This is a genomic window from Gammaproteobacteria bacterium, from assembly GCA_037388465.1.
GTDB lineage: Bacteria > Pseudomonadota > Gammaproteobacteria > SpSt-1174 > SpSt-1174 > JARRKE01.
On record JARRKE010000062.1, the window covers coordinates 1 to 11,678 of the forward strand.

Annotated in this window: 16 protein-coding genes; 5 read left to right on the forward strand and 11 right to left on the reverse strand. The window is 62.6% G+C overall.

What is annotated here, in order from left to right:
- Positions 1-112: 112 nt before the first annotated feature.
- Together P8Y64_11045 and moaB are read left to right on the forward strand one after the other, a co-directional pair.
- A complete protein-coding gene (locus P8Y64_11045; protein MEJ2061001.1) occupies positions 113-508 on the forward strand; it encodes a tautomerase family protein in 396 nt (131 codons plus the stop codon).
- A gap of 186 nt (positions 509-694) precedes the next feature.
- Positions 695-1,213 (forward strand): molybdenum cofactor biosynthesis protein B, encoded by a 519-nt coding sequence (gene moaB / locus P8Y64_11050; GenBank protein MEJ2061002.1) that lies wholly within the window; start codon positions 695-697, stop codon positions 1,211-1,213.
- Between the two features lie 49 nt (positions 1,214-1,262).
- Here the strand turns inward: moaB and scpB are convergent, their stop codons facing one another.
- The 5 genes from scpB to P8Y64_11075 all read right to left on the reverse strand — a co-directional run bounded on the left by scpB (position 1,263) and on the right by P8Y64_11075 (position 5,540).
- The gene (gene scpB / locus P8Y64_11055; GenBank protein ID MEJ2061003.1) at positions 1,263-2,048 is read right to left on the reverse strand and encodes an SMC-Scp complex subunit ScpB; all 786 of its coding nucleotides are present in this window, start codon (positions 2,046-2,048) and stop codon (positions 1,263-1,265) included.
- Positions 2,049-2,067: 19 nt separating this feature from the next.
- Positions 2,068-2,898, reverse strand: a complete 831-nt coding sequence (locus tag P8Y64_11060) for a ScpA family protein (GenBank protein MEJ2061004.1) — start codon at positions 2,896-2,898, stop codon at positions 2,068-2,070.
- A gap of 28 nt (positions 2,899-2,926) precedes the next feature.
- Complete coding sequence (locus P8Y64_11065; GenBank protein MEJ2061005.1) at positions 2,927-4,144, reverse strand: tryptophan--tRNA ligase; 1,218 nt, start codon at positions 4,142-4,144, stop codon at positions 2,927-2,929.
- Between the two features lie 34 nt (positions 4,145-4,178).
- Positions 4,179-4,841, reverse strand: coding sequence for a site-2 protease family protein (locus P8Y64_11070; protein ID MEJ2061006.1), 663 nt, complete (start codon positions 4,839-4,841; stop codon positions 4,179-4,181).
- Between the two features lie 72 nt (positions 4,842-4,913).
- Positions 4,914-5,540 carry an L-threonylcarbamoyladenylate synthase gene (locus tag P8Y64_11075; protein MEJ2061007.1) on the reverse strand — a complete coding sequence of 209 codons (627 nt, stop codon included), beginning with the start codon at positions 5,538-5,540 and terminating at the stop codon, positions 4,914-4,916.
- Positions 5,541-5,610: 70 nt separating this feature from the next.
- Here P8Y64_11075 and P8Y64_11080 point away from each other — a divergent pair, with 70 nt between their 5' ends.
- The 3 genes from P8Y64_11080 to P8Y64_11090 all read left to right on the forward strand — a co-directional run bounded on the left by P8Y64_11080 (position 5,611) and on the right by P8Y64_11090 (position 7,541).
- Positions 5,611-6,231 (forward strand): septation protein A, encoded by a 621-nt coding sequence (locus tag P8Y64_11080; protein MEJ2061008.1) that lies wholly within the window; start codon positions 5,611-5,613, stop codon positions 6,229-6,231.
- The gene (locus tag P8Y64_11085) at positions 6,231-6,530 is read left to right on the forward strand and encodes a YciI family protein (GenBank protein MEJ2061009.1); all 300 of its coding nucleotides are present in this window, start codon (positions 6,231-6,233) and stop codon (positions 6,528-6,530) included. The genes P8Y64_11080 and P8Y64_11085 overlap by 1 nt, the downstream gene beginning before the upstream one ends.
- A 99-nt stretch (positions 6,531-6,629) precedes the next feature.
- Positions 6,630-7,541 (forward strand): peptidylprolyl isomerase, encoded by a 912-nt coding sequence (locus tag P8Y64_11090; GenBank protein MEJ2061010.1) that lies wholly within the window; start codon positions 6,630-6,632, stop codon positions 7,539-7,541.
- Positions 7,542-7,623: 82 nt separating this feature from the next.
- On the opposite strand, the gene P8Y64_11095 is transcribed toward P8Y64_11090, so the two are convergent.
- The 6 genes from P8Y64_11095 to P8Y64_11120 form a co-directional block, all read right to left on the reverse strand.
- Entirely contained in the window at positions 7,624-8,082 is a 459-nt protein-coding gene (locus P8Y64_11095; GenBank protein MEJ2061011.1) for a YbhB/YbcL family Raf kinase inhibitor-like protein, read from the reverse strand.
- A 123-nt stretch (positions 8,083-8,205) separates the two neighbouring features.
- The gene (locus P8Y64_11100) at positions 8,206-8,958 is read right to left on the reverse strand and encodes a TIGR02186 family protein (protein ID MEJ2061012.1); all 753 of its coding nucleotides are present in this window, start codon (positions 8,956-8,958) and stop codon (positions 8,206-8,208) included.
- Positions 8,958-9,884 (reverse strand): sulfite exporter TauE/SafE family protein, encoded by a 927-nt coding sequence (locus P8Y64_11105; GenBank protein ID MEJ2061013.1) that lies wholly within the window; start codon positions 9,882-9,884, stop codon positions 8,958-8,960. The genes P8Y64_11100 and P8Y64_11105 overlap by 1 nt, the downstream gene beginning before the upstream one ends.
- Positions 9,885-9,917: 33 nt before the next feature.
- On the reverse strand, positions 9,918-10,424 hold the full coding sequence (locus P8Y64_11110) for a universal stress protein (GenBank protein MEJ2061014.1): 507 nt from the start codon (positions 10,422-10,424) through the stop codon (positions 9,918-9,920).
- A gap of 92 nt (positions 10,425-10,516) precedes the next feature.
- Complete coding sequence (locus P8Y64_11115) at positions 10,517-11,437, reverse strand: alpha/beta hydrolase (GenBank protein ID MEJ2061015.1); 921 nt, start codon at positions 11,435-11,437, stop codon at positions 10,517-10,519.
- A 74-nt stretch (positions 11,438-11,511) separates the two neighbouring features.
- The coding region (locus P8Y64_11120) for a hypothetical protein (protein MEJ2061016.1) at positions 11,512-11,678 on the reverse strand (167 nt) is incomplete at its 5' end.

Below are 11,678 nucleotides of genomic sequence, written 5' to 3' on the forward strand. Positions count from 1 at the left end.
GCATAGCATTGACAGCCGACTGGTTGTCTCGCATGCACGATCATTGGTTTTAGCCGGGCAGTTGTGACAGCCACCATCTACGCATTACAAGACGAAGAACTAAGAGGGGAATATGCCCAGCGTACTCATCGAAGTAAGAAAGCAATACACGCAAGAACAGGAGATCGCCCTCATGGAAGCGGTGCATGCCGCATTGCGCGAAGCCTTCAAGATCCTGCCCGGCGATAAACATGTTCGCCTGATCGTCCATGAACCACACCGCTTTGCCTGCCCGCCGGACAGGGAAAAGCCGGAGGTTTATACCCACATCAGCATCGATGCGTTTGCGGGCCGCTCGCTCGAAGCCAAGCGCAATCTGTACAAGGCTATCGTCGACAACCTCGAACCGTTCGGCATCCCCAAAAACCACGTCAAAATCCTGCTGCGTGAAATCAGCAAGGAGAACTGGGGGATTCGTGGGGGACAGGCAGGTTGCGATGTCGATCTGGGCTTCAAGATCGAGGTGTGACAAAACGCCGGCATGCAGCTCTTGCTACGCTGCACCAATGGCCGCACCACTTTCCGGGGCAGGTCCGCACCTTGCCGGACGATCTGAAATATCTTAACGCGGCTGTCGGGCTGTATTAGGATGCGCCAATCATTCGGCTATCCGGCTGTTCATCCGGATAGCCGGCCGTCCAGAAGGTAAAAACCCATGTCCAAACGTGAATTCATTCCCCTCAATATCGCCGTCCTGACCATCTCCGACAGCCGCACGGAAGAAAACGATACCTCGGGGCAATATCTGAGCAAGGCGGTGACCGAAACCGGCCACAGGCTGGCGGAAAAACAGATCGTGCCCGACGACGTTTACCGTATCCGCGCCGAGCTGTCGCGCTGGATCGCGGACCCGGACGTGCATGCCGTGGTCAGCACCGGCGGCACGGGCGTGACCGGCCGTGACGGCACACCGGAGGCCGTCAAGGTGCTGCTGGATAAGGAAATCGAAGGATTCGGCGAGCTGTTCCGGATGATCTCCTACGAGGAGATCGCCACGTCGAGCCTGCAGTCACGGGCCATCGCCGGGGTCGCGAACGGCACCTACCTCTTCTGCCTGCCAGGCTCTTCCGGCGCCTGCCGCACCGGTTGGACGAAGCTGATTCAGGCGCAGCTGGACAATCGCACCATGCCCTGCAACCTGGTCATGCTCATGCCGCGGTTACTGGAAAAGTAATCTGAGAAGATAAAACACGGGGTGCGGTCGCACCCCGTCAGAACAGATCTTAATGACGGGTGTCCGTTGGCGGCGGTTCGGAGGCCACGTCGGGCAGCTCGTCCTCCGCCTCGTCCTGATCGAAGTCGTCTTCCTCGGCGGCTTCAAACACGGCCTCCTCGTCTTCCTGCGCGGCTGCTTCAATCGATGCTGCGCCGCTCTCGATAACCTCATCCCCCTCTGCCCTTTCCTCGTTGGCGGCCAGATGGGCCGTCGCCACGCCTTCTTCGGCGTTATCTCCCAGATCGAGCTGCGGCACGATACTGTCCAGGTCGCGAATCTCGGCCAGCGTGGGCAGTTCGTCCAGGGTCTTGAGGTTGAAGTAATCGAGGAACTCGCGCGTCGTGCCGTACAGGGACGGGCGTCCCGGCAGGTCCTTGTGCCCCACGACCTTGACCCAGTTGCGCTCGGTCAGGGTCTTGACGATATGGGTGCTGACCGACACGCCGCGGATATCCTCGATCTCGCCGCGGGTGATCGGTTGGCGATAGGCGATCAGCGCCAGGGTCTCGAGCACGGCGCGCGAGTAACGCGGCGGCTTTTCCTCCCACAGGCGGCCGACCCAGCCGGCGTAGTCCTGGCGCACCTGCAGGCGCCAGCCGCCGGCGACCTGCTTGAGTTCGTAGGCCTGCCCTTCGCAGGCATCGGCAAGGGCTTCCAGCGCAGAGCGAATCTGCGCCCGCTCGGGGCGTTCTTCGTCGTCCTCGAACACCCGTTCGATCTGTTCGATGCTCAACGGCTGCTCGGCCGCCATAAGCACGGCCTGCAGAATCAGTTTGAGCTTGTCGGTATCCATCATTCTCGGTCCTGCACGTTCAGGTTTCGACGGCCCCACTGGCCGGCTTGACGTAAATGGGGGCATAGGGCTCGGACTGCACGCAGTCGATCAGGTGCCCCTTGAGCAATTCGAGTATGGCCAGGAAGGTGACCACCACCCCGCCGCGACCCTCCTCGGGGTCGAACAGGTGCTGGAAATCGGTGAAGCCGTCGGTGTTCAGACGCGACAGCACCTGGGTCATGCGCTCACGCACCGACAGGGATTCGCGTTGGATCTGGTGATGCGCCGTACGATCGGCACGTACCAGTACCTGCGAAAATGCCAGCAGCAGGTCCTTGAGCTTCACCTCGGGCTCCGGGCGGGTCTTCTCCAGTTCGGGCGGCTCCACCTCCAGCGGGAACACATCCCGGCCCATGCGAGGGATTTCGTCGAGGTCCTCGGCCGCCTGCTTGAAGCGTTCGTATTCCTGGAGACGACGCACCAGCTCGGCCCGGGGGTCTTCCTCGTCCTCGGCCTCCACGGGGCGCGGCAGCAGCATGCGCGACTTGATCTCGGCCAGCATGGCGGCCATCACCAGATACTCGGCCGCCAGTTCGAGACGCATCTCGCGCATCATCTCGATGTATTGCATGTACTGGCGGGTAATCGCCGCGATGGGGATGTCCAGCACATTGAGGTTCTGGCGCTTGATCAGGTAAAGCAGCAGGTCCAGCGGCCCCTCGAAGGCCTCCAGAAAGACCTCCAGGGCATCCGGCGGAATGTACAGATCCTGCGGCGGCGTGGTCAGCGGCTCGCCATAGACGATGGCGAACGGCATTTCGCTCTGCTGGACGGCCAGCTCCGCCTTGGTTTCCTCGTGCTCGGTCATGCCTGGCTTCCCCCCGACCTGCGTGCCATTACTTGTAGTTGAGGCACATGGCCTTGCGTACATCCTCCAGGGTTTCGCGCGCGATGTCACGCGCGGCCTCGCACCCCTCGGCGATGATCGTCCGCACAGCGCCGGGGTCTTCCTGGTATTCCAGGGCGCGTTCGCGGATGGGTTTCAGCTCGGACAGGATGCCTTCGATGACGCGCTGCTTGCAGTCCAGGCAGCCGATACCAGCGCTGCGGCAGCCTTCCTGCACCCAGGCCTTGGTCTCGTCATCGGAATAGACCAGGTGCATCTGCCAGACCGGGCATTTTTCCGGGTCGCCGGGATCGCTGCGGCGCACCCGGGCCGGATCGGTGGGCATGGTGCGCACCTTGCGCTCGACCTCTTCCGGCGCCTCGCGCAGCGCAATGGTGTTGCCGTAGGACTTGGACATCTTCTGCCCGTCCAGACCGGGCATCTTGGCCGCCTCGGTCAGCAGGACCTGGGGTTCGGGCAGGATGACCTTGCCGGAGCCCTCCAGGTAGCCGAACAGGCGCTCGCGGTCGCCCAGCGACAGGTTGCTTTGCGACTCCAGCATGGCGCGGGCCACGTCCAGCGCCTGCATGTCGCCCTGCTCCTGATAGGCACGGCGCAGATCGCGGTACAGACGGGCATTCTTCTTGCCCATCTTGTCGGCGGCGGCCTCGGCCTTTTCCTCAAAACCCGGCTCGCGGCCATAGAGATGGTTGAAGCGGCGGGCGATCTCGCGGGTCATCTCGACGTGGGGTACCTGATCCTCGCCGACCGGCACCAGCCCCGCCTTGTACATCAGCACGTCCGCACTCTGCAGCAACGGATAGCCGAGGAACCCGTACGTCGACAGGTCCATCTCCTTGAGCTTTTCCTGCTGGTCCTTGTAGGTCGGCACCCGCTCCAGCCAGCCCAGCGGCGTAATCATCGACAGCAACAAGTGCAGTTCGGCATGCTCCGGCACCCGCGACTGGATAAACAGGGTCGCGGAGCCCGGATTGACGCCGGCCGCCAGCCAGTCGATGACCATGTCCCACACGTTGTCCCCGATGATGGAGGGATCTTCGTAGTGGGTGGTCAGCGCATGCCAGTCGGCCACGAAGAAGAAACATTCGTAGCTGTGCTGCAGCTCGACCCAGTTTTTGAGGACGCCGTGATAATGCCCCAGATGCAGGGCGCCCGTGGGGCGCATGCCGGAAAGCACGCGCTGATTCTTGCCGGAAACGGAACTCAAGAGGACTCCAAACGGATTCGGGAAAAGGGGGATTTTAAGTAAACACAGCGGGCAGGCCAAACGCCTGCAGCAGCAGGCCCTCCAGCCCCTGATACATCGGGAACAGGATGCCGCCCAGCACGCCGGTGAACAGCAGCAGGATCAGGATGATCAGCCCGTAGGGCTCGACGCGGTCGAGATACATCGCCGCGCGCGGCGGCAACAGCCCGGAGAGCACCCGACCGCCGTCCAGCGGCGGGATCGGCAGCAGGTTCAGCACCATCAGGATCAGATTGATCTTGATGCCGAACGAGCCCATGTAGATCAACGGCCGCGCCAGCCACTCCAGCGAACCGGTGTGCAGCAGCAGGGCCAGTTTCATGATCAACGCCCAGCCGATGGCCATGAGCAGATTGGCGCTGGGCCCGGCGATGGCCACCCAGGCCATGTCGCGGCGCGGATGATGGAGATTGTTGAAATTCACCGGCACGGGTTTGGCCCAGCCGAAGATGATGCCGCCCAGCAGCATCATCAGGCCAGGCACCAGCAGGGTGCCGATCGGGTCGATGTGCTTGATGGGGTTGAACGACAGGCGCCCCAGCATCTTGGCGGTCGTGTCGCCGAAACGCAGGGCCACCCAGCCGTGGGCCACCTCGTGCATGGTGATGGCGAACAGCAGCGGCAGGATGGCGATGGCGATGAATTGGATCGTGCTCACTTGCTTACCTTGGATTCAGTACGGACGGTCACTATAGGACCCATCGCAGCGTAAAAGTGCCGCGCCATGGCCTCAATGCGCCTGCAGCCAGTCGATTTCGCCGCGTCCCTTGCGGATGATCTCCGGTGCACCCTCGGTGAGATCGACCACCGTGGTCGGCTCCAGCCCGCAGAATCCGCCATCGATGACCAGATCGACCTGATGCTCGAGCAGAACGCGGATCTGGTAGGGATCGGTCAGCGGCATGTCCTCGTCCGGCATGATCAGGCTGGTGCTCATCAGCGGCCGGCCCAGGGCTTCGGTCAGCGCCTGGGCGATGGCATTGTCCGGGATGCGCAGCCCCACGGTCTTGCGCTTGGGCGGCTGCAGGCGGCGGGGCACCTCGTGAGTGGCCTTGAGGATAAAGGTATACGGCCCCGGCGTGAGGTTACGAATCAGGCGGTAGGCGATGTTGTCGAGCTTGGCGTAATTGGATATGTCGCTCAGATCCCGGCACACCAGGGTGAAATTGTGGCGGTCGTCCAGGCGGCGCAGGCGCTTCACCCGCTCCATGGCTGCCTTGTTGTCGATATCCCAGCCCAGAGCGTAACAGGAGTCGGTGGGGTAGACGATGACTCCGCCCTGTTCGATGATACCGACGGTCTGGTGAATCAGCCTCTGCTGGGGGTTTTCGGGATGAATCTCGAAGTACTGGCTCATGTAGGCTTCCTGGATCAAGCGGCCAGTTTACACCACCCGGGGCGGAGGTTTCGTGTATGATTGGGTCGCTATGAAGCTGCTGTTCGACTTCTTCCCGGTCATCCTGTTTTTCGCCGTCTACAAGCTCTACGGGCAGCTTCCCGCCGAGCTGGTTACGGCACTGAACGGTCTGCCGGGCTTGAACCTGACGCCGGGCAAGGCCAGCGACGCCATCTACCTGGCGACCGCCGTGGCCATCGTGTCGTCTTTCCTGCAGGTCGGCGCCTACTGGCTGCGCCACCGCCACTTCGAAAAGATGCACCTGGTTTCGCTGGGGCTGATCACCGTGCTCGGCGGCGCCACCCTGTTCCTGCACGACCCGCTGTTCATCAAGTGGAAACCCACGCTGGTCAACTGGATGTTCGGGCTGGCCTTCCTGATCAGCCACTACGTCGGCAGCCGTCCCCTGATCCAGCGCCTGATGAATCACGCCATCAGCGTTCCCGACGCGGTCTGGCGGCGTCTCAGCCACTTGTGGATCGGGTTCTTCTTCGTCTCGGGCCTGGCCAACCTGGCCGTCGCCTACACCATGAGCGAGGCGGCCTGGGTGAACTTCAAACTGTTCGGGATGCTCGGCCTGACGGTGATCTTCATCCTGGCACAGGCGATCTACCTGGCGCGCCATATGGAAAACATAGAGGGCCAGACCTGATGTGGTACGCCATCCTCGCCGAGGATCATCCCAACAGCCTGGAAGCGCGCCTCAAGGCACGGCCCGCCCACCTGGAACGCCTGGAGGCCCTGAAGGCCGAAGGACGCCTGCTGCTGGCCGGACCGCACCCGGCGATCGACAGCGAGGATCCCGGCCCGGCCGGGTTTACGGGCAGCCTGGTTATCGCCGAATTCCCCTCCCTGCAGGAGGCCCAGCACTGGGCCGGCGCAGACCCGTACGTCGAGGCCGGCGTATACGCCAGGGTCGAGGTCAAACCCTTCCGCAAGACCCTGCCCTGACCCGCCTCGAGACGTGCCGCCGGCGCGGCGCAGCGCCCTTTTTTTGTTTACACTAGCCGGGCTTGATTAGCCGTCGAACCTCAACCACAAGGAATCCCTATGAAATCCCGTATTGCTCTGATCGGAGCCGCCGGCCTGCTCGCCGTGGTCATGCTGGGCGGTTGTGGCAAGAAGTCCGAATCGCAGAAAGCGGCCGCGGACCAGTCCAGCGCCGACGCCGCGGCGGTCGTGAACGGTTCGGTCATCAGTCGCCAGGAACTGGAGATGGCGGTAAAACTGCGTGAACAGGCCGATCCCCGCGCACCGGCCGACCCGTCGCAGATACTCAATCAGCTGATCAACACCACCGTGCTCGAACAGCAGGCCATCAAGGAAGGCATCGAGGACCGCCCCGACATCAAGCTGCGCCTGAAGGCCATGCGCGAGAACCTGCTCGTCACCACCCTGCTGCGTGAAAAGGTGGCCGATTTCAAGATCAGCAATGACGAGCTGAAAAAGGCCTACGATGCGCAGGTCGCCGCCATGCCGCCTTACGAGTACAAGGCCCGGCACATCCTGACCAAGACCAAGGCCGAGGCCGAGGCCGTGATCAAGAAACTCGAAAAGGGTGCAAACTTCGCGGAGCTGGCCAAGAAGGATTCGATCGCACCGTCCGCCCCGCAGGGCGGCGAGCTCGGCTGGTTCAATCCCGAAAGCATGGTGCCGCCCTTCTCCGAGGCCGTGAAAAAGCTGAAAAAGGGTCAGTACACCAAGGAACCGGTGCACACCCAGTTCGGCTGGCACGTCATCGAACTGGAGAATTCCCGCAAGATGCCGGTGCCGAGTTTCGACGAGTCGAAAGAGCGGGTGCGCAATTTCATCGCCAACCAGCGCCTGACCCAGTACATCACGGATATGCGCAACAAGGCCGAGGTGAAGGTCGTCAACGCCACCCTGCCCTCCGCCGACACCAACGGCAAGGACGACAGCGGGGACAAGCAGGAAGACACCAAGGATTCGGACAGCAAATAACCCGCCGTCTTCGAGCGACAAAAAAGCCCGCGCAGTGCGCGGGCTTTTTTTATGTCACGAATCTCTCAAGCGTGCAGACGAATCAGCGCTGGTAGGTGCCGACCAGTTCCGCCTCCTCGAGCACGTGCCCCTGCATGGCCTTTTCCAGGGCTTTGGAATCCGGACGGCCGAGGTCGGGCAGCATCTCGTCCAGCGCGTAGAGCTTGAAGAAATAACGATGCCGGCCAATGGGCGGACAAGGTCCCCCATACCCGGTTTTTTTCCAGCTGTTGGTTCCCTCGCGGGTGCCGTCCGGCAGCGGTTTGCCGCCCTCCGGCAGGCCGCTACTCTCGGGCGGCAGGTTGTACAGCACCCAGTGCACCCAGGTCATTTTGGGCGCGGCCGGATCGGGGGCGTCGGGATCGTCGACGATCAGCGCCAGACTGCGCGTACCCGCCGGCAGGTCGGACCAGCTCAACGCGGGCGCGATATCGTCGCCGTCACAGGTGTAGACCGCGGGAATGGATTGATGATCACCAAAGGCAGGGGCGTGAATCCGCATCGTTTCACCTCCCACGGCGGGATGTGCCGCGAGCAGGGAAAAAGCGATCGCGGCGGTCAGGGACAGGTGTTTTACGCATTGCATAGGGGGGAGCTTAGTCCCCCCGTGCAACACGGTAAAGATTCAGCGTTTGGGACCGCCCTTGCCCAGCGCGATACCCAAGGCGAGGCCGAGCAGCAGCACGAACAGGGTGAACAGCGTCCCGAACAGCCAGGAGTGGTTTTCCGCCATATTGGAAAACCAGTGCTCCATATGCACTTCGTCGACCGAAATGCTCTGATCCTGCGTCGCGACGACCCGGCCATCCTTGACCAGCAGGGTCTCGACCCGGTACTTGCCCAGGGGCAGCTTGGCCGGCAGGCTGATCGTGGCCGCAAACAGGCGTCCGCCTTCGACCTTTACCGCGGAAGGGTCTTCGACGTAATGCTTGGTGTGCTGCTTGATGCGCAGGATGGCGTCATCCATGCGATCCGGATGTTTGGCCTCAGGCGTGGCCTTGAGATCGGTCAGCGTCGCGGGCAGATTCAGGCCGTATTTGGCCTGCGCTTCCTTGGACAGCATCTCGTCGATGGGACGCGTGGAAAGCAGATAAAAGACACCCGGCACGCCCTCGATCACGTGCTTGTGTCCGGTCAGCCAGAACGGCCCGATCTTTTCCTTGCGGTTGATGGATACCTTCTCCACCGGCGAGACGACCTTGACGATGACATCCGCCGCGCTGCTCATCGCGCCGAACAGCAGAATGTTGTCGCCGGTGTAGCGCGCCGTGATATCGACGCTGTGTTTTTCCAGTTCGGTAACCAGATTGGGTGCCGCCATGACACGCCCCGCGAGCATGCCGAGCAGCAGGATGAAAAATAGGCTTAGACGTTTCATTATCGTGTCAGGGCAAGGTTGTAGAGTTCATCGGGCTTGATGAGGATGCCGAACAGCATCTTCACGGCGACGGCGACCACCACCAGCGCGAGGATCAGGCGCAGCTGTTCGCCGGGCAGCTTGGCGCCGAGGCGCGTACCCCATTGGGTGCCGAGTGCGGAACCGATGATCAGGGACAAGGCCAGGAAGGGATCGACCGCGTGGTTGACGCCCGCCTGCAGGATGGACACCTCGGCCGTGGTGAACAGCAGCTGGAACAGCGACGTACCGACCACCACCTTGGTGGGCATGCGCAGCAGATAGATCATGACCGGCACCATGATGAAGCCGCCGCCCACGCCCATCAGCGAGGTCAGCACGCCGACGGCGGCGCCGATCAGGACCGGTATCAGCAACGACAGCCGCAGTCCGGAGATCGGGAAATCCATCTGCAGAGGCAGACGCGCCATCAGTCCGGGCTTCCCGGCCCTGGTCTCGTCTGCGCTCCCCTTCGCGCCCTTTTTGCCGCTGCCGCGCAAAGCGTTCAGCGATTCGATCAGCATGCTGATGCCGACGAAGCCGAGCAGGCCCACGTAGAGAAAGGTCACGATGGTGCCGAAATGGCCGCCCTGCTCCAGCATCTTGGCGACCTGGACGCCGACCGCACCGCCCGTCCAACTGCCGACCAGCAGGACGAGGCCCATGCGGAAGTCCACGTTGCCGAGCCGCCAGTGGGCGTAGGTGCCGCTCGCCGAGGTGCCGACGATCTGGGCCGCGCCGGTGGCCACCGCCACCAGCGGCGGTACGCCGATGAAGATCAGCAGCGGGGTGATCAGGAAGCCGCCGCCGACGCCGACCAGTCCGGAAAGAAAGCCAACCACGCCGCCGAACACCAGGATCAGCAACAGGTTGACGTCCATATGCGCTATGGGAAGAAAAATCTCCATGGGATTACGTATCTCGTTATTTTGAGGGGTGACTCAGCGTGCGTCGCGCAGTCTGGCCACGGCCTCGCAGATATGGGACGAAGGCAGATCGGTCGGTACGACGGTGATCGGCAGTGCCAGACGTTCGATCAACCGTGACGTGACGTGCCCGATGCTGCGCTTGCGCAGGTGGGATTTGTGCTCGCCGTCCAGGCCGGTGCGGCCGACCACGACCATCATCACGTCGGGCTGTGACTCCACCACCTTGGGAATGACCTCTTCGGGCAGGCCTTCTTCGATGAAGAATTCCGGGGTGACCTCGCACACCTCGGCGATCTTGTCGGCGAATGCCGACAGCGTCGCCTCGGCCTCGGTGCGGATCTCGGACTTCATGTGCGCCTCGACTCCGCCCCAGAAACTGACCACGGGCTCGTCGAGCACATGGATCAGCCCCAGATGCGCTCCCAGCAGACTGGCCATGCGTGCACCCACGCCGGCCGCGAGAAGAGAGTTCTGCGACCCGTCGATGGCCGCCAGGATGATACCTTCGCGTTCTGACATAGTGATCTTCAGATGTAAGTGTACAAATGCGGCGACAAGCCTCTTCGCCGCCCCTTAACCAACGCGCGTGCAGATACCTACACGGATATGAATTAGCGCGTGGTGTCCTTCGCCATTTTCAGCTGCTGTTCACGCTTGGCCACCCGCCGATCGACAAAGCCCTCCACCGTGCTCAAGGGCCGTCCATCGATCCAGTGCAGGGTGTTGGCGAACGTCGCGATCAGCTCCACGTGGCCGAGGCCATTGAACAGCTTGAGCTGCACCGGTCCGCCCGCAGCCTTGATGCGCCGGTAAAGCTCCACCGACTGGGTATAGGGCACTTCCTGATCGTCCTTGCCCGCCATCAGCAACATGGGCGGGTTGTGCCCGGTCACGAAATTCACCGCCATGGCCTGCGGATAATGTGACCGCGGGCCGAAGTTCTCGGCCAGGTCCCAGCTTTGGTCCGGATTGAAATCGTAAGGACCGGACATGCAGACAACGCCTGCGAACCAGTTCGGCGACCCGCCGACAGCAGCGAGATACGCCGGGTCCAGGGCCAGCAGCGCGCCGATCTGCGCACCGGCGGAGTGGCTGAGCAGGTACATCTCGTTCGGGTCGCCGCCGAAATCCGCGACGTGCGCATGGGTCCAGGCCACGGCCTGCGCCGCATCCTGCACATAGGCCGGAAAGTGCACCTCCGGGAACAGGCGATAGTTCGGGATCACCACCACGTAACCGTGGGAGGTCAATGCCTCCGCGGCGAACTTGTAGGTCGACTTGTCGCCGGCGCGCCAGCGGCCACCATAAATGTAAATGACGACAGGACTGTGACCGGTGGCATTGACCGGACGATAAACGTCCAGTTTGTGGCGCGGTCCGGATGCATAGGCGATATTGTGCGTGACCGTGTAACCGCTGGTCGGCACCATGGCGTTGATCACATAAGAGGTTCCACAGCCCGACAGGCCGAGAACCGCAGCAATCAGTACCATGGCGCGCAGGCTGCTACCCGCCCACGAAGACTTATGCATCCGGCAACCCCGAGTGAGGACCCCAAACGGGCGCACACCTTACCGGAAACCGCGCGCCCTGGCAAAACGGGCGCTTATCCGCCTGCGATCAGCTTCTTGAAAGCCGCCTCGTCCAGCACATCCACGCCGAGCGACTCGGCCTTGGCGAGTTTGGAGCCGGGGTCCTCGCCGGCGATCACCGCCGAGGTCTTGCCCGACACGCTGCCGGAGACCTTGGCCCCCAGCGCCTCGAGCGCGGCCT

What these genes read in the sequence shown, in the direction of transcription:
- P8Y64_11045 (MEJ2061001.1), top strand. Translation starts at nt 113, where the DNA reads ATGCCCAGCGTACTCATCGAAGTAAGAAAGCAATACACGCAAGAACAG.
- moaB (MEJ2061002.1), top strand. Translation starts at nt 695, where the DNA reads ATGTCCAAACGTGAATTCATTCCCCTCAATATCGCCGTCCTGACCATC.
- scpB (MEJ2061003.1), bottom strand. Translation starts at nt 2,048, where the DNA reads ATGGATACCGACAAGCTCAAACTGATTCTGCAGGCCGTGCTTATGGCG.
- P8Y64_11060 (MEJ2061004.1), bottom strand. Translation starts at nt 2,898, where the DNA reads ATGACCGAGCACGAGGAAACCAAGGCGGAGCTGGCCGTCCAGCAGAGC.
- P8Y64_11075 (MEJ2061007.1), bottom strand. Translation starts at nt 5,540, where the DNA reads ATGAGCCAGTACTTCGAGATTCATCCCGAAAACCCCCAGCAGAGGCTG.
- P8Y64_11080 (MEJ2061008.1), top strand. Translation starts at nt 5,611, where the DNA reads ATGAAGCTGCTGTTCGACTTCTTCCCGGTCATCCTGTTTTTCGCCGTC.
- P8Y64_11085 (MEJ2061009.1), top strand. Translation starts at nt 6,231, where the DNA reads ATGTGGTACGCCATCCTCGCCGAGGATCATCCCAACAGCCTGGAAGCG.
- P8Y64_11090 (MEJ2061010.1), top strand. Translation starts at nt 6,630, where the DNA reads ATGAAATCCCGTATTGCTCTGATCGGAGCCGCCGGCCTGCTCGCCGTG.
- P8Y64_11095 (MEJ2061011.1), bottom strand. Translation starts at nt 8,082, where the DNA reads ATGCGGATTCACGCCCCTGCCTTTGGTGATCATCAATCCATTCCCGCG.
- P8Y64_11100 (MEJ2061012.1), bottom strand. Translation starts at nt 8,958, where the DNA reads ATGAAACGTCTAAGCCTATTTTTCATCCTGCTGCTCGGCATGCTCGCG.
- P8Y64_11105 (MEJ2061013.1), bottom strand. Translation starts at nt 9,884, where the DNA reads ATGGAGATTTTTCTTCCCATAGCGCATATGGACGTCAACCTGTTGCTG.
- P8Y64_11110 (MEJ2061014.1), bottom strand. Translation starts at nt 10,424, where the DNA reads ATGTCAGAACGCGAAGGTATCATCCTGGCGGCCATCGACGGGTCGCAG.
- P8Y64_11115 (MEJ2061015.1), bottom strand. Translation starts at nt 11,437, where the DNA reads ATGCATAAGTCTTCGTGGGCGGGTAGCAGCCTGCGCGCCATGGTACTG.